This window comes from Streptomyces sp. CA-135486, assembly GCF_050936555.1.
GTDB lineage: Bacteria > Actinomycetota > Actinomycetes > Streptomycetales > Streptomycetaceae > Streptomyces.
On the sequence record NZ_JBNJMM010000002.1, the window covers coordinates 969,878 to 994,820 of the forward strand.

Genomic DNA, 24,943 nt, shown 5'->3' on the forward strand with positions numbered 1-24,943 from the left:
ACCTGCGAGACGGACATGCCGCGTGCTCGGACAACCGTGTACGCCTCCCTTGTGACAGCGCAGTCACGTTGCCCTTCGCGGCACGCCCACGCAGACAACGAACCGCGATCATCAGAAAAGGGACGGACGCGCGTGGACCTGTTCGAGTACCAGGCGAGGGACCTCTTCGCCAAGCACGGTGTACCGGTGCTGGCCGGTGAAGTCATCGACACGCCTGAGGCGGCGCGCGAGGTGACCGAGCGTCTGGGCGGCCGGTCGGTCGTCAAGGCGCAGGTGAAGGTCGGCGGCCGCGGCAAGGCCGGCGGCGTGAAGCTGGCCTCCGACCCGGCTGACGCGGTCGAGAAGGCCGGCCAGATTCTTGGCATGGACATCAAGGGCCACACGGTCCACAAGGTGATGCTCGCCGAGACGGCACCGGAGATCGCCGAGGAGTACTACGTTTCGTACCTCCTCGACCGCACCAACCGCACCTTCCTGGCCATGGCCTCCGTCCAGGGCGGCGTCGAGATCGAGGTCGTCGCCGAGGAGAACCCCGAAGCCCTCGCGAAGATCCCGGTCAACGCCAATGAGGGCGTCGACCTGGCGAAGGCCCGCGAGATCGTCGCGGCCGCGAAATTCCCGGCCGATGTCGCCGACCAGGTCGCCGACATCCTGGTGACCCTGTGGAAGACCTTCATCGAAGAGGACGCGCTCCTCGTCGAGGTCAACCCGCTGGCCAAGGTCGCCGACGGCCGTGTCATCGCCCTCGACGGCAAGGTCTCGCTCGACGAGAACGCCGACTTCCGGCAGCCCGAGCACGCGGCGCTCGAGGACAAGGACGCAGCCAACCCGCTCGAGGCTGCTGCCAAGGCCAAGAACCTCAACTACGTCAAGCTCGACGGCGAGGTCGGCATCATCGGCAACGGCGCGGGTCTGGTCATGTCGACCCTCGACGTCGTCGCCTACGCCGGTGAGAACCACGGCGGCGTGAAGCCCGCCAACTTCCTCGACATCGGTGGCGGCGCCTCCGCCGAGGTCATGGCGAACGGTCTCGAGATCATCCTCGGCGACCCGGACGTCAAGTCCGTCTTCGTCAACGTCTTCGGTGGCATCACCGCCTGTGACGAGGTCGCCAACGGCATCGTCCAGGCCCTGGCGCTGCTCGCCTCCAAGGGCGAGGAAGTCAACAAGCCGCTGGTCGTGCGCCTCGACGGCAACAACGCGGAGCTGGGTCGCACGATCCTGTCGGACGCCAACCACCCGCTGGTTCAGCGCGTGGACACCATGGACGGCGCGGCCGACAAGGCCGCCGAGCTCGCGGCTGCGAAGTAAGGGACGAGGTTCAGCACAGCCATGGCTATCTTCCTCACCAAGGACAGCAAGGTCATTGTCCAGGGCATGACCGGTGCCACGGGCATGAAGCACACCAAGCTCATGCTCGGTGACGGCACCAACATCGTCGGTGGCGTCAACCCGCGCAAGGCGGGCACCAGCGTCGACTTCGACGGCACCGAGGTGCCGGTCTTCGGCACGGTCGCCGAGGCGATCGAGAAGACCGGGGCCGACGTCTCCGTCCTCTTCGTGCCGCCGGCCTTCGCCAAGGCCGCCGTCGTCGAGGCCATCGACGCCGAGATCCCGCTGGCCGTCGTCATCACCGAGGGCATCGCGGTGCACGACTCCGCCGCCTTCTGGTCGTACGCGGTCAGCAAGGGCAACAAGACCCGGATCATCGGCCCGAACTGCCCCGGTCTGATCACCCCCGGTCAGTCCAACGCCGGCATCATCCCGGGCGACATCACCAAGCCCGGCCGTATCGGTCTCGTGTCCAAGTCCGGCACGCTGACCTACCAGATGATGTACGAGCTCCGTGACATCGGCTTCTCCTCGGCCGTCGGCATCGGCGGCGACCCGGTCATCGGTACGACGCACATCGACGCCCTCGCGGCGTTCGAGGCCGACCCGGAGACCGAGCTGATCGTGATGATCGGCGAGATCGGCGGAGACGCCGAGGAGCGTGCGGCGGACTTCATCGCGAAGAACGTCACCAAGCCGGTCGTCGGCTACGTCGCGGGCTTCACCGCACCCGAGGGCAAGACCATGGGCCACGCCGGCGCCATCGTCTCCGGCTCCTCCGGCACGGCCCAGGCGAAGAAGGAGGCCCTTGAGGCCGCGGGCGTCAAGGTCGGCAAGACGCCGACCGAGACGGCCAAGCTGGCGCGCGCCATTCTCGGCCTGTAAACACAGCTCGGCGCCTGATCTTCGCAGCACGGCAGTACGGCAGTACGGCAGTACGCACAGGTGTGGGCCCGCGTCTCTTCGTGAGACGCGGGCCCACGCGCATGTTCAGCGGCTTTGCGGTACCAGCCGTTCGGGGCCGGCTTCCGGCTCGGCGAGCAGCTTTGCGCGCAGCTGCCTGTCCCGGGCGGTCAGAGCCTCCGGACCGTAGTGCGCCGGTACGCCGCCGACCTCCTGGCCCGGGGCGAGCGGCGGTTCGTACCGAGTCGGGGCGTTGACCAGGGTGAACATCGTGGCACCGATGATCAGCGTGGTGACGGTGATGGCGGCCCGCGTCCAGAACCGGGCCCTGCGCTCGCTGCCCGTGCGTACGGCCTCGGCGGCCGGCAGCTGTGGCAGCGGGCCGGCGAGCGCGAGGGCCGTCAGCTCCTCGTGCAGCGTCTCGGGCACACCCAGCTCTGGAAGGCGTTCGGCGAGAGCCTCGCGCGCGTGCAGCACGCGGTTCGCGGTGGCCGGGGTGCTCGCCTCGGTCTCGGCGGCCGTCTCCGGCAGATCGAGGCCGACGCCGTCGTAGAGCAGCAGCGCGCGGCGGTACGACGGGGGCAGCTCGAGCAGTGCGTCGAGGAGCTCGCTCCGGCCCCCCTCCACGGGTGGCCTGTCGGGGGCGCGGTGGGTGCGCCGCAGCCGTTGCCAGGGGGACATGGCGTAGTCGTACGCGGCCGCCCGCACCCAGCCCGCGGGGTCCCTGTCGACGGCGACCTCGGGCCAGCGCTGCCAGGCGAGGTGGAAGGCGCGCTCGACGGACTCCTGGGCGAGCCGGCGGCGGCCGGTGAGCAGATAGGTCTGGCGTACGAGGGCGGGGGCGGCGAATGCGTACAGCGCGTCGAAAGCGTCGTCGGCGGTGAGCTCGGGAGGCCTTGGCGGGTCGGCGGCACGGGCCGGTGTTCTGGGCTGGGCGGTGTGCGGCGGCGTCGGGTCGGCAGGGACCGTGGGCGGCCTGTCCGCGCGCTTGGCGGCGGGCTTGGGCCGGGTGGTCGCGTGCGACTGCCTGGGCCGGCGGGAGCGAGCCGGCGGCTGCGTGTCGCTTGTGGCTGTGGGGGCGGGCGACTTCGGGGACTGCTGCGCGGGCGTGTCCGGCTGGTCTGCCCACGCGGCGAGCAGCTTGGCGTACGCCTCGCGCTTGCGCCCCCGCGGGGTGGTGCGGCCCCTCTCCCAGGATCTGACGGTCGCCCGTGTGACGCCGAGTGCTGTCGCGACCTCCTCCTCGCTCACGGCGGACGCCTCGCGCAGTCTGCGCCGTTCCCCGGGGGAAGGCAGGGGGGATGTGGCGGAGCGTGTGGTGCTCTGAGTCATGAGGGGCTCCCCGCGGCAGTGCACTCGGCGTAAAAGTACATAAACGTATCTTGAGCGACACAACGGGTAATCACCTGTTACGTGGGTAAAGCGCGTGTCGTTGGCAGCATGGCCGGGTGACCCATGTGACCGAGCACAGCCCCTCGATGTCGCCGCCGCACGCCTCGGCCGTCGTACAGGGGGGTCGTGCGCCCGCGCTGGCCGCGGCCGTCGTGCGCGGGGCGACCGCGGCGGGGCTCGGCCTCGGCACGCTGGCCGTCCTGGTGACGGTGCTGTGGATCAGCTCGCCGTATCCGGACAGCGGTCCGGCCGAGGCGCTGCATGCCGCGGCCGGACTGTGGCTCCTCGCCCACGGCACGGAGCTGGTACGGGCCGGAACGCTCTCCGGGCACCCGGCGCCCGTCGGTGTCGTGCCGCTGCTCCTTGCCGCGCTGCCGGCCTGGCTGGCGCACCGGGCAACGCGCGATGCGCTGGAGCCGGACGAGGGGCGGCCGCGGCCGTCGGCGCGGGGCGCGCTGTGTGCGGTGAGTGCGGGATATCTGCTGGTCGGCGGGGCGGTGGCGGGCTATGCGGCGAGCGGTCCGCTGACGGTGAATCCGCTGAGCGCGGTCCTGCATCTGCCACTGGTGACGGTGTGCGCGGCAGCGGCCGGCGTCTGGACGGCGAGCGGGCGACCGCTCGGGCCGCTGCCGGGGTGGCTGCCCGAGCGGCTGCGGGAGGAGGCCGCCCGCACCCGGGTGGGCGTCGCGCTGCGGTCCGCGGCGGCCGGGGCGCTGACGCTGGTCGGGGGCGGGGCGCTGCTGGTCGCGGCTTCGCTGGTGTGCCACGCGGACGCGGCGCAGGACTCGTTCCTGCACCTGGCGGAGGACTGGTCGGGGCGGTTCGGGGTGCTACTGCTGAGTCTTGCGCTGGTGCCGAACGCGGCGGTGTGGGGTGCGGCGTACGGGCTCGGCCCCGGCTTCGCGCTCGGTACGGGTGCGACGGCGACACCGCTGGCGCTGGTCGGGGATCCGGCGCTGCCACACTTCCCGCTGCTGGCCGCGGTCCCGGCGGAGGGGCGGGGGACGGCGCTGAACTGGGCGGCGGTGGCGGTGCCGGTGGTGGCGGGGGTGGTGGTCGCGTGGTTCACGGTACGGACGGTGGAGCAGCGGGGAGTCCGCGAGACCGCGCTGAGGGGGCTGCTGGGTGCGGTGGGTTGCGGGGTGCTGACGGCCCTGCTGGCGGCGGCAGCGGGCGGTCCGCTGGGCACGGGCCGGTTGGCGGCGTTCGGCCCGGCATGGTGGCTGACGGGCGCGGCGGCGGTGGTGTGGTCGGCGGTGATCGGGGTGCCGGGGGCGCTGGGGGTGCGGGCTTGGCGGATGAGGGGGCGGGTGGTGCCGGTGGGGGAGGGTCCGCCCGATCCGCCTGGTCCGCCCGAGCCGTCGGATCTGGACGCTCTGGACGTTCTGGACGCTCTGGACGACGAGGCGGAGGAGTCGTACGACTTCCTGCCGATCGGGGCTTGGGGGGAGAGCCCGTCGGCGCCGGTGCCGGTGCCGGTGACGTTGCCGTTGCCGGAAGAACCGCCCGAGCCGGCGCCGGAGCCGCTGCCGGCCGAAGGGGCCGAGCCGTCGGCCGAGCCGGAGCCGCCAGGGGAGGCGTCGGCACCGTAGGAGGGACCTTCCCCGCCCCTTCCCGTAACCGGGGGCAGCCCCCCCCGGACCCCCGGCCCGTGCGGCGGCTTCGCGGCGCGCTCGGTTCGCCCCCCGGGCCCCGGCGCCGCAGACTCGGCTACTCCTTGATGCCGATCACGCCGCGCAGCGGGTCCGGGAGCAAGTCGTTGCAGGCCAGTTGGCCCGACTTCGTCAGGGCGTCGTTCACGCACGTGTAGTAGTCGCGGTAGACCAGCTGCGCCGTGAAGGACGCCGTCACGATCATCAGCGCGATGCTCGCCATGACCAGGCCGCTCACCGCCGCCGTCAACTGGGGCCTGGTCGGGGACGACGGTGCTGCCGGAGGCGGTGGTGCGGGGGAGGTCAGCGTGTCCGCAGCGCGGCGGGTGGGCTTGGCGCGGAGGGAGCTGATGCTCCAGTACAGCGCCAGCGCGCCCAGCAGCAGCGCGATCTCCGGGAGGTCGAACAGCGCGAAGAAGAACGCCCACATGCCCGACAACAGCGCATAACGCGCCCGTCTCTGCGCCGGGTCCGTCGGATCCCACTTCAGGCCGCTGGAGGGAGCGCCGTCCGGGCCCTGCTGTCCGCCGCCGTTCTGGCCGGGCTGGCCGCCGGGGCGGCCGCCGAAGCCACCGCCCGAGGAGCGGCCCGGCTGGCGGCTGCTCCACTGGCTGCCCCTGGACGACGAGTCACGATCTCCGGAGTCCGAGTCCGAGTCCGAGTCGGAGCCGGAGGATGAGGACGGCGAGTCGTCGGAGTGGCCGTCGTTCGCCGGGCGGCGCGGCTGCCAGGGCTGGTCCGGCCTGCCCTCCGGCGGCGGCGCGAAGGGGTTGGTCTCGTCCGTGGACTGGCGCTCCCGCGGCAACAGGAGGTCCGTACGGCGGCGTCGGTCCGGCATCTGGTGAACGTCTTCCCCTCAGACCCAGCGCACATGGGGTCTTCTGTCGTCGTGCCCGTCAGAGGACGGGTCCTGTCCCCAGACGCTACCTCCCGGCCACGCCCCCGTCCCGTGGGGGCCGTTCTGTGTGCCGGTATCGTTGCTGACGGTCGGCGCCTTCGTAGAGTTCCCCGTATCGAGGGGTGCGATCCGTTCGTACGACCACACAAATGACGCACCACACGCCGCACAGCACCGCGAGAAAGAGACCCGCCGTGGCCTCCCCGCCCCCCTCCGCCCGACCGGCCCGCCTCGTGGTCCTGGTCTCCGGATCCGGTACGAATCTTCAGGCCCTGCTCGACGCCATCGACGAGGACCCGGAGGGCTTCGGCGCCCGTATCGTCGCCGTCGGGGCCGACCGGGACCGGATTGCCGGGCTCGAGCGCGCCGGGCGCGCCGGGCTTCCCACCTTCGTGTGCAAGGTGAAGGACTACGAGACCCGCGAGGCGTGGGATCTCGCACTCACCGAGGCCACTGCCGCCTACGAGCCGGACCTCGTCGTCTCGGCCGGCTTCATGAAGATCGTGGGCAAGGAATTCCTCGCCCGCTTCGGCGGCCGGTTCGTGAATACGCATCCCGCCCTGCTGCCCAGCTTCCCCGGGGCCCACGGAGTGCGCGACGCGCTCGCGTACGGAGCCAAGGTCACCGGGTGCACCGTCCACTTCGTCGACGACGGCGTCGACACCGGCCCGATCATCGCGCAGGGCGTGGTCGAGGTCCGGGACGAGGACGACGAAGTCGCTCTTCATGAGCGCATCAAGGAAGTCGAGCGAGCTCTGCTCGTCGAGGTCGTGGGGCGTCTGGCCCGTAACGGCTACCGCATTGAGGGACGAAAGGTAGTTTTCCCGTGACTGTTGAGGCCGAGAAGCGGGCCATCCGGCGAGCGCTGGTCAGCGTGTACGACAAGACCGGTCTCGAGGAGCTCGCCCGCGGGCTGCACGAGGCGGGCGTGGAGCTGGTCTCCACCGGCTCGACCGCCGCGAAGATCGCCGCGGCCGGAGTACCGGTCACCAAGGTCGAGGAGCTCACCGGCTTCCCCGAGTGTCTGGACGGCCGGGTCAAGACGCTGCACCCGCGCGTGCACGCCGGGATCCTCGCGGATCTGAGGCTCGAGTCGCACCGCGAGCAGCTCGCCGAGCTGGGCGTCGAGCCCTTCGACCTGGTGGTCGTCAACCTCTACCCCTTCCGCGAGACGGTCGAGTCCGGTGCCACCCCGGACGAGTGCGTGGAGCAGATCGACATCGGCGGCCCGTCGATGGTCCGCGCCGCCGCCAAGAACCACCCGTCCGTCGCGGTCGTCACGAGCCCCGCGCGGTACGCGGACGTCCTCGCCGCGGCACGGGAGGGCGGCTTCGATCTGGCCGGGCGCAAGCGGCTCGCCGCCGAGGCCTTCCAGCACACCGCCGCGTACGACGTGGCCGTCGCGTCCTGGTTCGCCTCTTCCTATGCGCCCGCCGACGACTCGGTCCTCCCAGACTTCCTGGGCGCGACGTTCGAGCGTACGAATGTTCTCCGGTACGGCGAGAACCCGCACCAGGCGGCCGCTCTCTACTCCAACGGCAATGGTGGCCTCGCCGACGCCGAGCAGTTGCACGGCAAGGAGATGTCGTACAACAACTACGTCGACACCGAGGCGGCCCGGCGGGCGGCGTACGACCACGACGAGCCCGCCGTCGCGATCATCAAGCACGCCAACCCCTGCGGCATCGCGGTCGGCGCGGACGTCGCCGAGGCGCACCGCAAGGCGCACGCCTGCGACCCGCTCTCGGCGTTCGGCGGGGTCATCGCCGTCAACCGGCCGGTGACGGTCGCGCTCGCCGAGCAGGTCGCCGAGATCTTCACCGAGGTCATCGTGGCACCGGCGTACGAGGACGGCGCGGTCGAGGTGCTGGCGCGCAAGAAGAACATCCGCGTGCTGCGCTGCGAGGGCGCCCCGGCGGCGCCCGTCGAGCTCCGTCCCATCGAGGGCGGTGCGCTCCTCCAGATCAAGGACCGCCTCCAGGCGGAGGGCGACGACCCCGCGAACTGGACGCTGGCGACGGGCGATGCGCTGTCCCCGGCGGAGCTGGCCGAACTGGCCTTGGCCTGGAGGGCCTGCCGCGCGGTGAAGTCCAACGCGATCCTGCTCGCCAAGGACGGCGCGTCCGTCGGTGTCGGCATGGGCCAGGTCAACCGTGTCGACTCCGCGAAGCTCGCGGTGGAGCGGGCGGGTGCGGAGCGCGCGGCGGGTTCGTACGCCGCGTCCGACGCGTTCTTCCCGTTCCCGGACGGTCTGGAGATCCTGACCGCCGCGGGCATCAAGGCGGTGGTTCAGCCGGGCGGTTCGGTCCGTGACGAGCTGGTCGTCGAGGCCGCGAAGAAGGCGGGCGTGACGATGTACTTCACGGGGACGCGGCACTTCTTCCACTGAGCTCACTCAGCCCACTGAGCCGCACGGCCCGGAGGCCTCGCCCCGCACTGAGCGCACTGCGGGGCGGGGCTTAGAACGGCCGAAGGCCGTAAACCCGCCGGTCGGCGGGTTTACGGCCTTCGTGCTCGTGCGCTCAGAGGTGGTTCAGTGCCGGGCGCGGTTGAACCAGGCGCCGCCGTCCGACTTGCCGACGAACACGGCCACGAGGATCGCGAGCACCGTGTGGGCCAGGCCGACGATGACGAACGGGTAGATGCCCAGGACCGCCGTGATGATGCCGAAGACCATCGCGGTGACGCGAATGCCATTGCCGCCGCTGCTGAACTTGGCGCCCAGGAAGATGGCGAGCACGCCCCAGAGCAGAACCGCGACCCCGAGGGCGTAGACCCCGCCCGTCGGGAAGTCGGCGAGGTCCTTGAACTGGATGTCGTCCTTGAGGGCCGGGTTGTCCTGGGCCTTGCTGATGGCCGCGCCGGTGAGGAAGAACAGGACCGAGCCGATCACCTGGAAGCCCGCGATGACGAACAGCATCACGCGGGCCGCCTTCACACCGCCCGGCATCTCGGTCGGGCCGCCGGCGAAGCCACCGGCGTACGGCTGGACCGGCGGGGCCTGCGGATAGCCGTAACCGGGCTGACCCTGGGGCTGCTGGCCCTGGGGGTAGCCGTAGCCCGGCTGACCGCCCTGCTGCTGGCCGTAGGGGTTGTTCGGGTCGCCGAAGCTCATTGCGGGATTCCTCCGTTGGAAAGTGCGGGGACGACGCGGTCCGAGCGGAGGAACGTCACGAAATATGCGGTTTGCCCCCCAACACTGCCGCGGTACTGCGCGGCTCATCGTGGTCTTAACGTCGACTTTTTGTCCAGTCGGTAATCGTGTGTGTTGTGCAAGTGCAACCTCCCGTTCGCGTTGGCGGGGGGCGGGGCGGCGGCGCGATGCGGTCCGGAGCGGCGTAGCGATCAGGACCGAATTGGAACAGGGGCGGGTCTATCCGCGAGGATGGGCCCATGACTGCCCAGATTCTCGATGGCAAGGCCACCGCAGCCGCGATCAAGTCCGATCTGACCGCCCGCGTGGCGGCGCTCAAGGCGCGGGGTGTCACTCCCGGCCTTGGCACTGTGCTGGTCGGCGACGACCCGGGCAGCCGCTGGTACGTGAATGGCAAGCACAAGGACTGCGCGCAGGTCGGCATCGCGTCGATCCAGCGCGAACTGCCGGACACCGCCACGCAGGAGGAGATCGAGGCGGTCGTCCGCGAGCTCAACGACAACCCCGACTGCACGGGCTACATCGTCCAACTCCCGCTTCCCAAGGGCATCGACACCAACCGCGTGCTGGAACTGATGGACCCGGCGAAGGACGCGGACGGGCTGCACCCGATGAGCCTGGGCAGGCTGGTGCTGGGGGTGGAGGGGCCGCTGCCGTGCACTCCGTACGGGATCGTGCAGCTGCTGAGGCACCACGGCGTGGAGATCAACGGCGCGAATGTGGTGGTCGTGGGGCGCGGGATCACCATTGGGCGGCCGATGCCGCTGGTGCTGACGCGCAAGTCCGAGAACGCGACGGTGACGCAGTGCCACACGGGTACGCGTGATCTGTCCGCGCATCTGCGGCAGGCGGACATCATCGTGGCCGCGGCGGGTGTGCCGCACCTGGTGAAGCCGGAGGACGTCAAGCCGGGCGCGGCGGTCCTGGATGTCGGTGTGAGCCGCGACGAGAAGGGCAAGATCGTCGGGGACGTCCACCCGGGCGTCGCGGAGGTGGCCGGCTGGGTCGCCCCGAACCCGGGCGGTGTGGGCCCGATGACACGGGCGCAGCTGCTGGTCAACGTCGTCGAGGCGGCGGAGCGCGCGGTCGCCGCCGCGGGCTGACGGGGAAGGCGCGAGCGCATGGGCGTAAGCAGGAACGACGAAGGGGCGGCCCGGCCGGCCCCGGCCACTGGTGCCGCCGTACCGCCGTCCGGCACGGACGGTGGTACGACGACACCTGGTGACCCGGTCGGCGGTGCCGCTCCCGCGGGTGGGGGCGGCGTCCCCGGGCCCGACGCCGCCGAGCGCGCCGCGCTCGCGGTCGGCCAGGAGGTGGACGACGCCGTGGAGGCGGCGCTCGCTGAGGCGGTCCATCCGCGGTCACCCGCCACGGGTGGGCAGCCCGAACCGGCCGCGGGCGAGACCGACGGCCGGGCCACCTCCGGGCCGGAGACGCCGGATACGGTCGGCGCGGACGCGCGCGCCGCTGCCCTCGGCCAGCCGGTCAAGGTCGATGCGGGCGACTGCGCTCCCTCCGGGCCCGAGGCCGGCAGTCCGAACGGGAACACCCCTCGCGTCGAGGGCGGGCAGAGCAAGTCGCCTTCCCGGCGGCCGCCTGCCCTCACGCGGGACACCGCTCGGCCGGAAGGCGGAGGGCGGGCCGCCCCCTCGGACGCCTCCGCGCCCGCGCGGCAGTGGCCCCTGCTCACCGTGCTCGGGCTCGCCGGGCTCGGGCTCGTCATCGTCGCCAGTGACGCCTTCGCCGACGCCTTCCGCGTCGGCGCCATCCTCATCGGTGTCGCCCTGGTCACCGGCGCCGTCATGCGCCGCGTACTGCCCTCCGTCGGCATGCTCGCCGTGCGCTCGCGCTTCACCGACATGGTCACGTACGGGCTGCTCGGCACGCTGATCGTCCTGCTCGCGCTGGTGACGCAGCCGAAGCCGTGGCTGGACGTCCCGTTCCTGGAAGACGCGGTCCACTTCACCGTCAGATAGCGCACCGTCAGATAGCGCACCGTCAGATAGCGCACCGTCGGACAGCGCCGCGTGGGCGTCGGACAGCTCCGCGTTGAGTATCTTGATCACGGGATATCGGGATATGTCGACGCGTGAGAGGGGCGTTCCACCTCATGGCCAAGATCAAGGCAGCCAACCCGGTCGTCGAGCTCGACGGCGACGAGATGACCCGCATCATCTGGTCCTTCATCAAGGACAAGCTGATCCTCCCGTACGTCGATGTCGAGCTGCAGTACTTCGACCTGGGCATCGAGCACCGCGACGCCACCAACGACCAGGTGACCGTCGACGCCGCCAACGCCATCAAGAAGTACGGCGTCGGTGTGAAGTGCGCCACGATCACGCCGGACGAGGCGCGGGTCGAGGAGTTCAACCTCAAGGCGATGTACCGCTCGCCCAACGGCACCATCCGCAACATCCTCGGCGGCGTGATCTTCCGTGAGCCGATCATCATGGAGAACGTGCCGCGGCTCGTCCCGGGCTGGACCAAGCCCATCGTGGTCGGCCGTCACGCCTTCGGCGACCAGTACCGCGCCACCGATCTGAAGGTCCCGGGACCGGGCACCCTCACCATGACCTTCACTCCGAAGGACGGCTCCGACCCGATCGAGCTCGAAGTGCACGAGTTCCCGGGCCCCGGCGTCGCGCTCGGCATGTACAACCACGACGCGTCGATCCGCGACTTCGCGCGCGCCTCGTTCCGGTACGGCCTCGCCCGTAACTACCCCGTCTACATGTCCACGAAGAACACGATCCTCAAGAAGTACGACGGCCGCTTCAAGGACATCTTCCAGGAGATCTTCGACGCCGAGTTCCAGACGGACTTCGACAGGGCGGGCCTGACCTACGAGCACCGTCTGATCGACGACATGGTCGCTGCGGCGCTCAAGTGGGAGGGCGGCTACGTCTGGGCGTGCAAGAACTACGACGGCGACGTCCAGTCCGACATCGTCGCCCAGGGCTTCGGTTCGCTGGGGCTCATGACCTCCGTGCTGATGTCGGCCGACGGCAGGACCGTCGAGGCCGAGGCCGCCCACGGCACGGTCACCCGCCACTACCGCCGGCACCAGCAGGGCAAGCCGACCTCGACCAACCCGATCGCGTCGATCTTCGCCTGGACCCGCGGTCTCGCCCACCGCGGCAAGCTGGACGGCACCCCGGAGGTCACCAGGTTCGCGCAGACCCTGGAGCAGGTCTGTATCGAGACCGTCGAGGGCGGCCAGATGACGAAGGACCTGGCGCTGCTGATCTCCAAGGACACTCCGTGGCTGACGACGGAGCAGTTTCTGGGGGCGCTCGAGACCAACCTGCAGAAGAAGATGGCGGCTGCCTGAGCGGCCACGGCACCGGCACGCCCGGCCCAAGAAGCCACGGGCAGCCCGCGTCCGGCGTCGTCCTGCCCGGGCTTGGCCACCGAATTCTACGAACGCAACAGCGCCCGTCCTCTCCCCCGAGGGAGGACGGGCGCCGTTGTGCTTCCAGGGTCATGGACGCGCCAAGCCCGTACAAGGGACGGCTGGGGCCTGTGGCATGGAAGTGACGATTCCGCCACGGTGTGATCATTGCGCTACTTTTGCGAGACTGAGGCGGCAACCGGGGCGGGGCGCACATCGGGGCGCTCAACCGCCGCGAATGCTCCCGTGCGCGCCGATATCAGGAACTGACATCCTGGCCCTGCGCATCCCAGTGGGTAGTCCGGTACTCGGACCCCCGAGGGGGTACCGCAGGGGGCTCGACAGCACGGGGCGCATCAGGCCCGTTCGGGAAGACAAGGGGGGAAGTACATGCCTCGTTGGAAGGCACTGCCGGAAGAGCTCGACCCGCAGGTCAAGGAGTTCGCCAGCCAGCTGCGGCGGCTTGTCGACCGCAGCGGGCTGAGCATCGCGGCCGTGGCGGACCGCACCGGCTACAGCAAGACGTCCTGGGAGCGGTATCTGAACGGCCGGCTGCTCGCGCCCAAGGGCGCGATAGTCGCGCTGGCCGAGGTGACCGGCACGAACGCCTTCCATCTCACCACCATGTGGGAGCTCGCGGAGCGTGCTTGGAGCCGAGCCGAGATGCGCCACGACATGACGATGGAAGCGATACAGATCTCCCAGGCGCGAGCGGCGCTCGGGGAATTCGGCCCTGCCCCGGCGGGCACCGCGAACAGCGGGGCGGGCGGACGGACCGGCGTGCCCACGGACCCGGGCGGCCGTGATCTTGAGCCGCGGGACCAGTCGTATCTGCCGACCCGGAGCGAGCCCGGCCACCGGGGGCCGGCGGCCAGGCAGCCGTCTCCCGGACAGGGCGCATCCGGCCAGGCAGGTCCCGGCCGGGGAAGTGCGGGGCGGGGCGGTTCCGGGCGGGGCGGCGGCAAGCACAAGGTCACCATGTTCCTGGTCGGCCTCGTCGGCGCGCTGCTGGTGATCGCCGCGGCCGTGCTGCTGACCGACCTCGGCGGGGACGGCGGCGACGCCAAGGCGGCTTCCCGGACTCCGTCGGCAACGCCGACCACCAGCAGCCCGCAACTGCCCGCCGGAGTGAAGTGCAGCGGCAAGGACTGCACCGGCCAGGACCCGGAGACGATGGGCTGCGGCGGCCAGTTCGCCAAGACCGTCTCGTCCGCGACCGTGGGCAACGCCTTGGTCGAGGTCCGCTACAGCAAGACCTGCCAGGCGGCCTGGGCACGTATCACTCGGGCGGCGCCCGGCGACACGGTGCAGATCAGTGCCGGCGGCGAGGGCGCGCAGAATGGTCTGGTGAACGCGGACAACGACGCGTACACGCCGATGACCGCCGTGACCGGACCGGCCGATGCCAAGGCCTGCGCGACGCTGAAGACCGGTGGGAAGGGCTGCACCGCGCCACAGTGAGCCGCGCCACAAGGGGGCGTGGGTTGGCCGGGGTCCCGGGTCGGATAGCCTGATCGCTGGATATCTCTTCACGTCAAGATTCAGTCCGAGGCTTCGGGGCGGAATTCCGAGGCTTCGGGACGAAATGACCAGACGTGGCGGAGGTGTCCAGCATCAGGGGCAGGGAACCCCACCGCCAGCTGTCTTACGGAGATCGCCATGACCCGCACTCCCGTCAACGTCACCGTGACCGGCGCGGCCGGCCAGATCGGCTACGCGCTGCTCTTCCGCATCGCCTCCGGCCACCTGCTCGGCGCGGATGTGCCGGTCAAGCTGCGCCTTCTCGAAATCCCGCAGGGCCTCAAGGCCGCCGAGGGCACCGCGATGGAGCTCGACGACTGCGCCTTCCCGCTGCTGCGCGGCATCGAGATCACGGACGACCCGAACGTCGCCTTCGACGGCGCGAACGTAGCCCTCCTGGTAGGCGCCCGCCCGCGGACCAAGGGCATGGAGCGCGGCGACCTCCTCTCCGCCAACGGCGGTATCTTCAAGCCGCAGGGCAAGGCGATCAACGACAACGCCGCCGATGACATCAAGGTCCTCGTCGTCGGCAACCCGGCCAACACCAACGCGCTGATCGCGCAGGCCGCCGCCCCGGACGTACCGGCCGAGCGCTTCACCGCGATGACCCGCCTCGACCACAACCGCGCGATCTCGCAGCTGGCGAAGAAGACCGGCGCGCCGGTCACCGACATCAAGCGCCTCACCATCTGGGGCAACCACTCGGCGACCCAGTACCCGGACATCTTCCACGCGGAGGTCGCCGGCAAGAACGCCGCCGAGACCGTGAACGACGAGAAGTGGCTGGCCGACACCTTCATCCCGACCGTCGCCAAGCGTGGCGCCGCGATCATCGAGGCCCGCGGCGCGTCCTCGGCCGCATCGGCCGCGAACGCCGCGCTCGACCACGTGTACACCTGGGTGAACGGCACCGCCGAGGGCAACTGGACCTCGATGGGCATCCCGTCGGACGGTTCGTACGGCGTCCCGGAGGGCCTGATCTCGTCCTTCCCGGTCACCACGAAGGACGGCAAGTACGAGATCGTCCAGGGCCTGGAGATCAACGACTTCTCGCGTGCGCGGATCGACGCGTCCGTGAAGGAGCTGGAGGAGGAGCGCGCGGCCGTCCGCGAGCTCGGCCTCATCTGAGGGATCTGACCCCGACCGCCCCCGGCAGCCGACTGGCAGCCGGGGGCGGTTTGCGTGCACCCCGCGCGTCGTCGGCCGAGTCCGGGCGGTCACGCGCGCGTCGTCGGCCGAGTCCGGTCTGTCACGCGCGCGCGTTCGGAGGCGGTGACCCACCGGCAGGACCCGATCCCGCCGCCGCGTAGGCAGCGAATAAGTGACACGCGACACGTTCGGCCACCCATTGCGCATGCTTTCCACCCCCAGGGGCAGGCGCCCCGTCCGCTGGTCCTTGCCAGCGGGGAACAAATCGGGAACGGAAGGCTAAACGCGACGTGTCGGCACAACAGACCATCCACGTGGGCGGAGAGTGGCGTGCAGCCGCCTCCGGCGCCGCGCGCGAGATCATCGACCCCGCTGACGCGACCGTATGCGCCGTCGTCGCGGAGGGCGGGGTCGAGGACACCGACGACGCCGTCGCCGCCGCGCGTGCCGCGTTCGATCAGGGGGCGTGGCCCCGCACCCCCGTCGCCGAGCGGGCCGCGCTGCTGCGGCGGGTCGCGGACCTGCTGCAGCGGAACCGCGAAGCGCTCGGGCAGTTGGAGAGCCGGGACACGGGCAAGACCGTCGAGGAAGGCCGCATCGACGTCGACTGTGTGAGTGACGCCTTCCGCTACTTCGCCGACCTCGTCATGAACGAGAGCGGGGGACGGGTGGTCGATGCCGGTTCGCCGGACATACACAGCGTGGTGGTGCATGAACCCGTCGGCGTCTGTGCGCTGATCACGCCGTGGAACTACCCACTCCTGCAAGCCAGTTGGAAGATTGCCCCGGCGCTGGCCGCGGGCAATACTTTTGTGATCAAGCCGAGTGAGATCACTCCGCTGACGACCGTCGAGCTGATCCAGCTGCTGGAGGAGGCGGGGCTGCCCGCCGGTGTGGCGAACATCGTGACCGGCGCGGGCGACCCCGTAGGGGCCCGGCTCGCCGAGCATCCCGGTGTGGATCTCGTGTCCTTCACCGGCGGGCTCGCCAGCGGTACGAAGGTGATGCGCGCCGCCGCCGACAGCGTCAAGAAGGTCGCCCTCGAACTCGGCGGCAAGAACCCCAATGTCGTCTTCGCCGACGCATGTGAAAGCGACGCGGACTTCGACACGGCTGTGGACCAGGCCCTCAACGCCGCCTTCATCCACAGCGGTCAGGTCTGCTCCGCCGGGTCCCGGCTCATCATCGAGGAGTCCCTGCGCGAGCGCTTCGTCGCCGAACTCGCCCGCCGGGCCGAGAAGATCCGCCTCGGACGCGGCACCGACGACGGTGTGGAGTGCGGCCCACTCGTATCCGCCCAGCAGCTGGCCAGGACGGAGTCCTTCGTCGCTTCCGCGCTGGTCGAAGGGGCGGTGCTGCGGGCCGGGGGCCGGGGGCCGGAAGGCGACGGGTACTTCTACCGGCCCACCGTCCTCGATCAGTGCCACCGTTCCATGCGCGTCGTACGCGAAGAGGTCTTCGGGCCCGTGCTGACCGTCGAGACCTTCCGTACGGAGGACGAGGCCGTCGCCCTCGCCAACGACACCGAGTACGGTCTCGCCGGCGCCGTCTGGACCGCCGACCCGGGCCGCGCACGGCGGGTGGCCGGGCGGCTGCGGCACGGGACCGTCTGGATCAACGACTTCCATCCGTATCTCCCGCAGGCCGAGTGGGGCGGATTCGGGAAGTCCGGCATCGGGCGCGAGCTGGGGCCGGCCGGCCTCGCCGAGTACCGCGAGGCCAAGCACATCTACCAGAACCTCGCCCCGCGCCCCGTGCGCTGGTTCACGGGCTGAGCAGGAGAACCAGAACATGACCACGTACGACTATGTCGTCGTCGGGGGTGGCACCGCCGGATCCGTCGTCGCTTCCCGGCTCACCGAGAACCCGGACGTCACCGTCGCCGTCATCGAAGGCGGACCGAGCGACGTCGGCCGGGACGACGTGCTCACCCTGCGGCGCTGGATGGGCCTGCTCGGCGGTGAGCTCGACTACGACTACCCCACCACCGAGCAGCCGCGCGGCAACTCCCACATCCGGCACAGCCGCGCCCGCGTGCTCGGCGGCTGTTCCTCCCACAACACCCTCATCGCCTTCCGGCCGCTGCCGTCCGACTGGGACGAGTGGGCGGCGGCGGGTGCCGAGGGCTGGGACGCCGAAGCCATGGACCCGTACTTCGACCGGCTGCTCAACAACATCGTGCCGGTCGACGAGGCGGACCGTAACGCCGTGGCCCGCGACTTCGTCGACGCGGCCCAGTCCGCGCTCGCCGTCCCGCGCGTCGAGGGCTTCAACCAGAAGCCTTTCCACGAGGGCGTCGGCTTCTTCGACCTCGCGTACCACCCGGAGAACAACAAGCGCTCCTCCGCCTCGGTCGCGTATCTCCACCCCTTCCTGGACCGGCCGAACCTTCATATCGCGCTGGAGACCTGGGCGTACCGGCTGGAGCTCGACGGCACCCGGGCCGACGGCGTGCATGTGCGTACGAAGGACGGCGAGGAGCGGTTCGTCCGGGCCCGGCGCGAAGTCCTCGTCTGCGCGGGCGCGGTGGACACACCGCGGCTGCTGCTGCACTCCGGCATCGGGCCGCGCGCCGACCTGGAGGCACTCGGGATCCCCGTCGTACACGATCTGCCGGGCGTCGGCGAGAACCTGCTCGACCACCCGGAGTCGGTGATCGTCTGGGAGACGCACGAGCCGATCCCCGAGAACTCCGCGATGGACAGCGACGCGGGTCTGTTCGTCCAGCGCGATCCGGACGGCCGGGGGCCGGACCTGATGTTCCACTTCTACCAGGTTCCGTTCACCGACAACCCTGAGCGACTGGGGTACGAGAGGCCCGCACACGGGGTGTCGATGACGCCGAACATACCCAAGCCGCGCAGCCGCGGCAGGCTGTATCTGACCAGCGCGGACCCACAGGTGAAGCCTGCACTGGACTTCCGGTACTTCACGGACGAGGACGACTACGACGGCCGCACGCTCGTCGACGGGATCAAGCTCGCCCGCGAGATCGCGAAGGCCCAGCCGCTGGCGGGATGGCTGAAGCGGGAGGTCTGCCCGGGGCCGGAGATCACCTCGGACGAGGCGATCAGCGAGTACGCGCGCAAGGTCGCACACACCGTGTACCACCCCGCCGGTACCTGCCGGATGGGGTCGTCGACGGATGAACTGTCCGTCGTCTCACCGGACCTGAGGATCCACGGCCTCGACGGCATCCGTATCGCCGACGCGTCCGTCTTCCCGACCATGCCTGCCGTGAACCCGATGATCGGGGTCCTGATGGTGGGAGAAAAGTGCGCGGAGCTGCTTGCAGCGGCGCCCGAGGAAAGGGGCAGCGCCCTATGACCGACATCAGCACCGGAACCGGCACCGCTGTGGAGAAGGATGGCGCGGGTCAGCCGCCCGTCTTCTCCGTACGCGAGCTGTGGAAGGTCTTCGGCCCGAAGTCCGACCGCATCCCCACCGACGCCGAACTCGGCGCGCTCGACCCGGCCGAGCTGCGCGAGCGCACCGGCTGCACCGCAGCCGTACGCGATGTGTCCTTCGACGTCCGCAAGGGCGAGGTCTTCGTCGTCATGGGCCTGTCCGGCTCCGGCAAGTCGACGCTCGTACGCTGTCTGACCCGGCTGATCGAGCCGACGTCCGGGGCGATCGCCATCGACGGCGAGGACGTGCTCTCCATGGACGCGGCGCGGCTGCGCGAACTGCGCCGCCACCGTGCGTCGATGGTCTTCCAGCACTTCGGCCTGCTGCCGCACCGCTCGGTGCTCGACAACGTCGCGTACGGACTCGAGATCCAGGGCATGGGCAAGGCCGCGCGCCGGTCCCGGGCGACGGAGGTCGTCGCCAAGGTCGGCCTGGAGGGTCTTGAGCACCGGCGGCCCGGCCAGCTGTCCGGCGGTCAGCAGCAGCGCGTCGGGCTGGCCCGCGCGCTCGCCGTCGACCCCGAAGTGCTGCTCTTCGACGAGCCGTTCAGCGCGCTCGACCCGCTGATCCGCCGCGATATGCAGGAGGAGGTCATCCGGCTGCACCGCGAGGAGGGCCGCACGATGATCTTCATCACCCACGATCTGGGCGAGGCGCTGAAGCTGGGCGACCGTATCGCGCTGATGCGGGACGGCCGGATTGTGCAGCTGGGCACTCCGGAGGAGATCGTGGGCTCGCCCGCGGACGACTACGTACGGGACTTCGTCCGCGATGTGCCGCGCCAGCAGGTGATGACGGTGCATACGGCGATGCGCCCGGCGGCCGGGGACGAGGCGGAGTCGGGTCCGGCGATCGCCCCCGACGTGACGGTCTCCGAGGCGATAGAAGCGGTCGCCCGCAGTGGCGAGACGGCACGCGTGGTGGAGAACGGCCGCTGCCTGGGAGTGGTGGACCATGTGAGTCTGCTGGACGTGGTGGCGGGCCTCGACCGCGGCGCCCCTACGGACAAGGCGGTCGTCGCATGACAGCCGTCGTCACCGCCCCCGCCAAGGAAGCGCCCGCACTGCGCAACGTCCTGAACAACCGTGTGCATCGCAAGCTGCTCGTGCTCGCCCTCGGGGCGCTGGTCCTCATACCGCTCGGCATCGCCCTGTGGGGCAGCGGCAGTTGGCCCTCCGGGCTGACCGTCGACATCTCCCGCCCCCTCGACGACGCCAACCAGTGGGTCATCGACAACCGTGACACCCACCCCCTCTTCCTCTACTTCCTGCTGCACTTCTCCAACACCGCCACCGACGCGGTCGACGTCGTCTACCGGTTCCTGGACGCCATGGGCTGGCTGGGCGTCTTCGCCGCCGGTGTGCTGTTCGCCTGGCGTGGCGCCGGGCTCGGGCGGCGTGGGATCAAGGTCGCGGCGACCGCCTTCGGGACGTTCGCCGTGTGCGGGCTGCTCGGGATGTGGGACGCCACGCTGCTGACCATCGCGCTGATGGTCGTGTCGGTCGCCGTCGCCGCGCTGCTCGGCGTGCTGATCGGGCTCGCCGTCGGTCTTTCCGACCGCGTCGACCGGGCGCTGCGGCCGGTCCTCGACACCATGCAGGTGCTGCCCGCCTTCGCGTATCTGCTGCCGTTCGTGCTGGTCTTCGGCACCGGCACGCCCGCCGCGCTGTTCTGCACGGTCATCTACGCCGCCCCGCCGATGGCCCGCCTCACCGCGCTGGGGCTGCGCGGCGCCGACCCCGCCGTGCTGGAGGCCTCCGCCTCGCTCGGCGCGAATGCATGGCAGCGGCTGCGGACCGCACGGCTGCCGCTCGCCCGCAAGCAGATGCTCCTCGGCCTCAACCAGACGATCATGATGGCGCTCTCGATGGTCGTCATCGCTGCCCTCGTCGGGGCCGGCGGCCTCGGCGAAGAGGTCTACTCGGCGCTCTCCACGGTCGACGTCGGCAAGGCGCTCGCCGCGGGCATCCCGATCGTGCTGATCGCGGTCTGGCTGGACCGTACGACGGCCGCGGCCGGCGACCGTATCGGCGAGAGCGCACCGGGCGGCGGGCTGCTGCACGGCCGCCCGGCCTGGGCGCTCGCCGTCGGGGGCGTGGTGGCCGCAACGCTGGCGGGCCTGGTCGTCGGCAGGGCGTGGCCGGAGGCGTGGACGTACGACATCTCCACGCCCGTCAACAAGGCCCAGAACTGGATCACCGAGAACCTCGCGTCCGGCGTCCCGGTGTTCGGCGGCACCGAAGTCTGGTCCGAGCACTTCACGCTCTGGATCCTCAACCCCCTGCGCGATGCGCTGATCTGGCTGCCGTGGTGGTCGGTGCTCCTGCTCGTCGCGGCCGTGGCCTGGCTGGTCGGCACCTGGGCGACCGCACTGACCGCGACGCTCTCGATGGGTGCGATCGGCGTGCTCGGGGTGTGGGGCAAGTCCCTCGACACGCTGTCACAGGTGCTCGCGGCGCTGGTCCTCACGCTCGCGCTCGGCGTGCTCGCGGGCGTCTTCTGCGCGCGTGCCGGGCGGATCGAACGCTGGCTGCGGCCGGTGCTGGACGCCATGCAGACGATGCCGCAGTTCGTGTATCTCATCCCGGTGGTCGCGCTGTTCGGCGTCACCCGGGCCTCGGCGATCATCGCGGCCGTCGTCTACGCGCTGCCCGCGGTCGTACGCATCACCACCCAGGGCCTGCGCGAGGTCGACCCGGCCGCGCTGGAGGCCTCCCGCTCGCTGGGTGCGTCGACCCGCCAGCAACTCCTCCAGGTCCAGCTCCCGCTGGCCCGCCCGGCGCTGCAGCTCGCCGTCAACCAGGGCGTGGTCCTGGTGCTGGCCGTGGTCGTCGTCGGCGGCCTGGTCGGCGGCGGGGCGCTTGGCTACGACGTTGTGAAGGGCCTGTCCCGGGGCGAGATGGGCATCGGGATGACGGCCGGAGCCGCGATCGTCTGCCTCGGTCTCGTACTGGACCGGATCACCCAGTCCGGCTCCCGCAAGCAGTCCCACTGACCCCTTTTAACCCAATTATCAGGAGCACCATGCGCACCCTCCGTATCTCCACTGCTGTCATCAGCGCCCTCGGCGTCCTCACCCTCAGCGCGTGCGGCGCTGCCGAGACCGGCAAGAAGGACGAGGCCGGCGGCAAGAAGTCCGTGACGCTGACCGTGCCTTCGTGGGTCGGCGCGCAGGCCAACACGGCCGTCGCCGGCTACATCCTGAAGAAGGAGCTCGGCTACCACGTCAAGACCCAGCAGATGGGCGAGGTCCTTGCCTGGGACGCGCTGTCCAAGGGCGACATCGACGCGGTCATGGAGGACTGGGGCCACCCCAAGGAGGAGAAGCAGTACGTCACCACGAAGAAGACCGTCGTCAAGGGCGGCGACCTCGGGGTGACCGGGCACATCGGCTGGTACGTGCCGAAGTACTGGGCGGACAAGAACCCTGAGGTCACGGACTACAAGAACCTCAACAAGTACGTGAAGGACCTGAAGACCGCGGAGAGCGGTGACAAGGGCCAGATCCTGGAGGGTTCCCCGGACTACGTCACCAACGACGACGCGCTCATCAAGAACCTGAAGCTGGATCTGAAGACCAACTACTCGGGCTCCGAGGCCGCGCAGATCACGGCGATCAAGAAGTACGCGAAGGAGAAGAAGCCGTTCCTGACGTACTGGTGGACGCCGCAGTGGCTGAACGAGCAGGTCGAGATGGTCGAGGTCAAGCTGCCGGAGTACAAGGCGGGTTGTGACGCGGACCCGAAGAAGATCGCCTGCGCGTACCCGAACACGCCGCTGCAGAAGTACCTCAACGCGGACTTCGCGAAGAACGGCGGCGAGGCGGCGGAGTTCCTGAAGAACTTCAAGTGGACGACCGAGCAGCAGAACGAGGTCGCGCTGATGATCGCGGGCGAGAAGATGTCGCCGGAGGCGGCGGCGGAGAAGTGGGTCAAGGCGAACGAGGCGACGTGGAAGGCGTGGCTCCCGAAGAAGTAGGCGCGCGCCCGGCTCGGGCCGGTGTGCCGTGGGCGGGCCGCTCCTCAATTGCCGGACGGGCTGAGTTTCAGTCCGTCCGGCACCGGCTCGGGGCCGCTGCAGGGCCCGGCCCCGCGTCGAGCTCTGAAGTAGCTCAAGCCGCTTGAGCCGCCGTGCAGTTGCGGTGAGGATCAGTACATGTTCGGACTCGGCAAGCAGGAACTCTCGGTACTCGTGCTGCGGGACGCGGACAGCATCGCCGACGCTGTCCGCGCCGCGCTGTCCACCGCCACCCCGGAAGACCGCCCCGGCCTGGAGCGCGCCGCCGCCATCGTCGCCCGGGCCGCGGACGCCCCCGCCGCCGAGCTGCGCGGGCGCTGGGTGCGCCAGCAGCTGGACGCGGCCGGCTTCAAGGGCCCGGCCGACTCGATCCACGCCATCAAGGCCCTGCGCAAGGCCGAGCCGCGACTGAGCCTCGTGACGGCGGTGAGCCTGGCGAAGGACGCGGAGTCGACCGGGCGGGGGGCCCTCAGCCCCGAGGCCTGAAGTGGTTGCCGGCCACCTCCCCGTCGGCCGCGGCGACGCAGCGGAAGACGCGCAAGCCGTCCGCGAATTCGGTCTGGGTGGGTGGCAGGACGTCGGCCGACCACTGCCCCTGTCCCTGCACCGTCCTGGACTTGGTCATGACATCGGTCGAGCAGAGCTTGAGAACATCGGGATGCTTGCTCAGGTCCCGGTAATTGTTCGTCATGCCGTCCTTGGGCAGCGGAGCGATGGCGAAGGTCTCCCATACATGGCTCGCCTTGCAGTCCGCGCGGCTGATGGACACGATCCCCGTAATGACCACCATGCCGGACCAGCACTCGGCGGTCGTGGTGCACCGGCCGCCCACACCCTCGACGGCCGCCGCCGGGCAGTCCTCCGTGGTGGTCGGCACCACGAAGCCGCTCGCGCCGGCGGTGGCGGAGGCCGACGCGGAGGGACCGGGGGAGGCGTCGTCGGACCGTGACTGGTTCTGGTTCACCACCACTGTGACCGAGATGCTCACGGAAACCGCTACTGCCGCCAGTGCGGCGATCAGCCGTGGGCGCCGGCCGCGTCGGCCCCGGCCGTCCGGATCCGGGGCGGCGGCGGCGGTCGTCCGTCCGCTGCCGCCCGGAGGGTGGAGCGGCGGCGGTATGTGTGGGGCGGTCGGCGCGGGAACGGCGTCCCGAGGGGCGGCAGGCGGTGCGTACGACGGTGGCGTGTCCCTGGGCATCTGGACGGCCGTGGCCGAGGCAGGGGCAGCGGCGTCCAGGTCGACAGCGGCGAGGGCGTCCCGCAACGCTCCGGCGGTCGGCAGCCGGTCGGCCGGGTCGGGGGCCATGGCGTGTCTGAGGACCTCGGTCAGGGCAGTCGGCACACCGGGCAGGTCGGGAACGGGCCAGGTGTGCCGCACGATGAGCTCCGCGAGACTGAGCTCACCGTCGTCGGGGTAGTGCGGCGGGCGGCCCCGCAGCAGGGCGTAGGCGGTCGCGGCGAGCGAGTACACATCCCCGGCCGGGGCGGGTTCGGCCATACGGAACGCCTCGGGCGGTGCGTACGCCGGAGTCAGTGCCTCCCTGGTCACGGACAGTTCGTGGCCCGGCCGTGGTATCGCGGCCAGCCCGAAGTCGGCGAGGGCGACGCCGCCGTACTGGTTGACCAGGATGTTCCCCGGCTTGATGTCGCGGTGCAGCACCCCGGCGGCGTGCGCGGCCGCCAGCGCGTCGGCGATGTTCACCGCGATGTCGCGTGCCTCCTTCGGCGGCAGCGGGCCGTGCCGGCGCAGCCGGTCGGCCAGCGAACCGCCGGGGCACAGCTCCAGAACCATGTGGGGGCGGCCGTCGGAGAGAACTCCGGCGTCGTACACCGCGACCACATGCGGATGACCCGACAGCTGCCCGGCGGCGGTGACCTCGCGCAGGAACCGCTGCTGGTCCCGGGGCGAGGACAACACCCGGCTGTCCACCTTGAGCGCGACCTCCCGGCCCACGGCCAGCTGGCGCGCCCGGTACACCGTGGCGAATCCGCCCTGGCCGAGGATCTCTACGATCTCGTAGCCGTGCAGTTCCATATGTTCGGCCCGCATCGCTCCGCATCCCCCAGCGCCAACCCCGGGCCGGAACGTCCGGGTGGGGATGGGCGAAGACTGTAGCCCGAGCCGG

General features: G+C 70.6%; 20 protein-coding genes. 16 read left to right on the forward strand and 4 right to left on the reverse strand.

Going from position 1 to position 24,943, the window contains the following annotated elements:
* Nucleotides 1-132: 132 nt before the first annotated feature.
* Together sucC and sucD are read left to right on the forward strand one after the other, a co-directional pair.
* On the forward strand, nucleotides 133-1,311 hold the full coding sequence (gene sucC, locus ACQEVG_RS23745) for an ADP-forming succinate--CoA ligase subunit beta (RefSeq protein ID WP_432987187.1): 1,179 nt from the start codon (nucleotides 133-135) through the stop codon (nucleotides 1,309-1,311).
* A gap of 21 nt (nucleotides 1,312-1,332) precedes the next feature.
* The gene (sucD, locus tag ACQEVG_RS23750; protein WP_432987189.1) at nucleotides 1,333-2,217 is read left to right on the forward strand and encodes a succinate--CoA ligase subunit alpha; all 885 of its coding nucleotides are present in this window, start codon (nucleotides 1,333-1,335) and stop codon (nucleotides 2,215-2,217) included.
* Between the two features lie 105 nt (nucleotides 2,218-2,322).
* On the opposite strand, the gene ACQEVG_RS23755 is transcribed toward sucD, so the two are convergent.
* Nucleotides 2,323-3,567, reverse strand: a complete 1,245-nt coding sequence (locus tag ACQEVG_RS23755) for a sigma factor-like helix-turn-helix DNA-binding protein (protein WP_432987191.1) — start codon at nucleotides 3,565-3,567, stop codon at nucleotides 2,323-2,325.
* A gap of 116 nt (nucleotides 3,568-3,683) precedes the next feature.
* On the opposite strand from ACQEVG_RS23755, the gene ACQEVG_RS23760 reads away from it, so the two are divergent.
* Nucleotides 3,684-5,219 (forward strand): cell division protein PerM, encoded by a 1,536-nt coding sequence (locus tag ACQEVG_RS23760; protein WP_432987193.1) that lies wholly within the window; start codon nucleotides 3,684-3,686, stop codon nucleotides 5,217-5,219.
* 118 nt (nucleotides 5,220-5,337) lie between these two features.
* Here the strand turns inward: ACQEVG_RS23760 and ACQEVG_RS23765 are convergent, their stop codons facing one another.
* Nucleotides 5,338-6,117 carry a hypothetical protein gene (locus ACQEVG_RS23765; RefSeq protein ID WP_432987195.1) on the reverse strand — a complete coding sequence of 260 codons (780 nt, stop codon included), beginning with the start codon at nucleotides 6,115-6,117 and terminating at the stop codon, nucleotides 5,338-5,340.
* Nucleotides 6,118-6,371: 254 nt separating this feature from the next.
* On the opposite strand from ACQEVG_RS23765, the gene purN reads away from it, so the two are divergent.
* Both purN and purH read left to right on the forward strand, forming a co-directional pair.
* Nucleotides 6,372-7,007 (forward strand): phosphoribosylglycinamide formyltransferase, encoded by a 636-nt coding sequence (gene purN, locus ACQEVG_RS23770; RefSeq protein ID WP_432987197.1) that lies wholly within the window; start codon nucleotides 6,372-6,374, stop codon nucleotides 7,005-7,007.
* Entirely contained in the window at nucleotides 7,004-8,566 is a 1,563-nt protein-coding gene (purH, locus tag ACQEVG_RS23775) for a bifunctional phosphoribosylaminoimidazolecarboxamide formyltransferase/IMP cyclohydrolase (RefSeq protein WP_432987199.1), read from the forward strand. Before purN ends, purH begins: the two co-directional genes overlap by 4 nt.
* A 144-nt stretch (nucleotides 8,567-8,710) precedes the next feature.
* On the opposite strand, the gene ACQEVG_RS23780 is transcribed toward purH, so the two are convergent.
* Complete coding sequence (locus ACQEVG_RS23780) at nucleotides 8,711-9,292, reverse strand: hypothetical protein (protein WP_432987201.1); 582 nt, start codon at nucleotides 9,290-9,292, stop codon at nucleotides 8,711-8,713.
* 278 nt (nucleotides 9,293-9,570) lie between these two features.
* Between ACQEVG_RS23780 and ACQEVG_RS23785 the strand changes: the two genes are divergently transcribed.
* From ACQEVG_RS23785 to ACQEVG_RS23835, 11 genes are all read left to right on the forward strand, one after another.
* The gene (locus tag ACQEVG_RS23785) at nucleotides 9,571-10,434 is read left to right on the forward strand and encodes a bifunctional methylenetetrahydrofolate dehydrogenase/methenyltetrahydrofolate cyclohydrolase (RefSeq protein ID WP_432987203.1); all 864 of its coding nucleotides are present in this window, start codon (nucleotides 9,571-9,573) and stop codon (nucleotides 10,432-10,434) included.
* Nucleotides 10,435-10,452: 18 nt separating this feature from the next.
* Nucleotides 10,453-11,307 (forward strand): DUF3017 domain-containing protein, encoded by an 855-nt coding sequence (locus ACQEVG_RS23790; protein WP_432987205.1) that lies wholly within the window; start codon nucleotides 10,453-10,455, stop codon nucleotides 11,305-11,307.
* 134 nt (nucleotides 11,308-11,441) lie between these two features.
* Entirely contained in the window at nucleotides 11,442-12,662 is a 1,221-nt protein-coding gene (locus ACQEVG_RS23795) for an NADP-dependent isocitrate dehydrogenase (protein WP_432987207.1), read from the forward strand.
* Nucleotides 12,663-13,112: 450 nt separating this feature from the next.
* Nucleotides 13,113-14,183, forward strand: coding sequence for an XRE family transcriptional regulator (locus ACQEVG_RS23800; protein ID WP_432987209.1), 1,071 nt, complete (start codon nucleotides 13,113-13,115; stop codon nucleotides 14,181-14,183).
* Nucleotides 14,184-14,381: 198 nt separating this feature from the next.
* Nucleotides 14,382-15,371: a malate dehydrogenase gene (locus ACQEVG_RS23805; protein ID WP_432987211.1), complete on the forward strand. Its 990-nt coding sequence runs from the start codon at nucleotides 14,382-14,384 to the stop codon at nucleotides 15,369-15,371.
* A gap of 311 nt (nucleotides 15,372-15,682) precedes the next feature.
* Nucleotides 15,683-17,167: an aldehyde dehydrogenase family protein gene (locus tag ACQEVG_RS23810; protein ID WP_432987213.1), complete on the forward strand. Its 1,485-nt coding sequence runs from the start codon at nucleotides 15,683-15,685 to the stop codon at nucleotides 17,165-17,167.
* Nucleotides 17,168-17,183: 16 nt separating this feature from the next.
* Nucleotides 17,184-18,719, forward strand: coding sequence for a GMC family oxidoreductase (locus ACQEVG_RS23815; RefSeq protein ID WP_432987215.1), 1,536 nt, complete (start codon nucleotides 17,184-17,186; stop codon nucleotides 18,717-18,719).
* A complete protein-coding gene (locus tag ACQEVG_RS23820; RefSeq protein WP_432987217.1) occupies nucleotides 18,716-19,825 on the forward strand; it encodes a quaternary amine ABC transporter ATP-binding protein in 1,110 nt (369 codons plus the stop codon). Before ACQEVG_RS23815 ends, ACQEVG_RS23820 begins: the two co-directional genes overlap by 4 nt.
* A complete protein-coding gene (locus tag ACQEVG_RS23825; RefSeq protein WP_432987219.1) occupies nucleotides 19,822-21,795 on the forward strand; it encodes an ABC transporter permease in 1,974 nt (657 codons plus the stop codon). Before ACQEVG_RS23820 ends, ACQEVG_RS23825 begins: the two co-directional genes overlap by 4 nt.
* Nucleotides 21,796-21,824: 29 nt before the next feature.
* Nucleotides 21,825-22,778 (forward strand): glycine betaine ABC transporter substrate-binding protein, encoded by a 954-nt coding sequence (locus ACQEVG_RS23830; RefSeq protein WP_432987221.1) that lies wholly within the window; start codon nucleotides 21,825-21,827, stop codon nucleotides 22,776-22,778.
* 177 nt (nucleotides 22,779-22,955) lie between these two features.
* Nucleotides 22,956-23,303: a hypothetical protein gene (locus ACQEVG_RS23835; protein ID WP_432987223.1), complete on the forward strand. Its 348-nt coding sequence runs from the start codon at nucleotides 22,956-22,958 to the stop codon at nucleotides 23,301-23,303.
* Here the strand turns inward: ACQEVG_RS23835 and ACQEVG_RS23840 are convergent.
* Nucleotides 23,287-24,867, reverse strand: coding sequence for a serine/threonine-protein kinase (locus tag ACQEVG_RS23840; protein ID WP_432987225.1), 1,581 nt, complete (start codon nucleotides 24,865-24,867; stop codon nucleotides 23,287-23,289). The genes ACQEVG_RS23835 and ACQEVG_RS23840 overlap by 17 nt on opposite strands.
* Nucleotides 24,868-24,943: the final 76 nt, after the last annotated feature.

Coding starts and splice junctions, on each gene's coding strand:
- ACQEVG_RS23815 (WP_432987215.1), top strand. CDS start 17,184: ATGACCACGTACGACTATGTCGTCGTCGGGGGTGGCACCGCCGGATCC.
- ACQEVG_RS23830 (WP_432987221.1), top strand. CDS start 21,825: ATGCGCACCCTCCGTATCTCCACTGCTGTCATCAGCGCCCTCGGCGTC.
- ACQEVG_RS23790 (WP_432987205.1), top strand. CDS start 10,453: ATGGGCGTAAGCAGGAACGACGAAGGGGCGGCCCGGCCGGCCCCGGCC.
- sucD (WP_432987189.1), top strand. CDS start 1,333: ATGGCTATCTTCCTCACCAAGGACAGCAAGGTCATTGTCCAGGGCATG.
- ACQEVG_RS23765 (WP_432987195.1), bottom strand. CDS start 6,117: ATGCCGGACCGACGCCGCCGTACGGACCTCCTGTTGCCGCGGGAGCGC.
- ACQEVG_RS23785 (WP_432987203.1), top strand. CDS start 9,571: ATGACTGCCCAGATTCTCGATGGCAAGGCCACCGCAGCCGCGATCAAG.
- ACQEVG_RS23795 (WP_432987207.1), top strand. CDS start 11,442: ATGGCCAAGATCAAGGCAGCCAACCCGGTCGTCGAGCTCGACGGCGAC.
- ACQEVG_RS23755 (WP_432987191.1), bottom strand. CDS start 3,567: ATGACTCAGAGCACCACACGCTCCGCCACATCCCCCCTGCCTTCCCCC.
- ACQEVG_RS23840 (WP_432987225.1), bottom strand. CDS start 24,867: ATGCGGGCCGAACATATGGAACTGCACGGCTACGAGATCGTAGAGATC.
- ACQEVG_RS23825 (WP_432987219.1), top strand. CDS start 19,822: ATGACAGCCGTCGTCACCGCCCCCGCCAAGGAAGCGCCCGCACTGCGC.
- ACQEVG_RS23800 (WP_432987209.1), top strand. CDS start 13,113: ATGCCTCGTTGGAAGGCACTGCCGGAAGAGCTCGACCCGCAGGTCAAG.
- ACQEVG_RS23805 (WP_432987211.1), top strand. CDS start 14,382: ATGACCCGCACTCCCGTCAACGTCACCGTGACCGGCGCGGCCGGCCAG.
- ACQEVG_RS23835 (WP_432987223.1), top strand. CDS start 22,956: ATGTTCGGACTCGGCAAGCAGGAACTCTCGGTACTCGTGCTGCGGGAC.
- ACQEVG_RS23780 (WP_432987201.1), bottom strand. CDS start 9,292: ATGAGCTTCGGCGACCCGAACAACCCCTACGGCCAGCAGCAGGGCGGT.
- ACQEVG_RS23820 (WP_432987217.1), top strand. CDS start 18,716: ATGACCGACATCAGCACCGGAACCGGCACCGCTGTGGAGAAGGATGGC.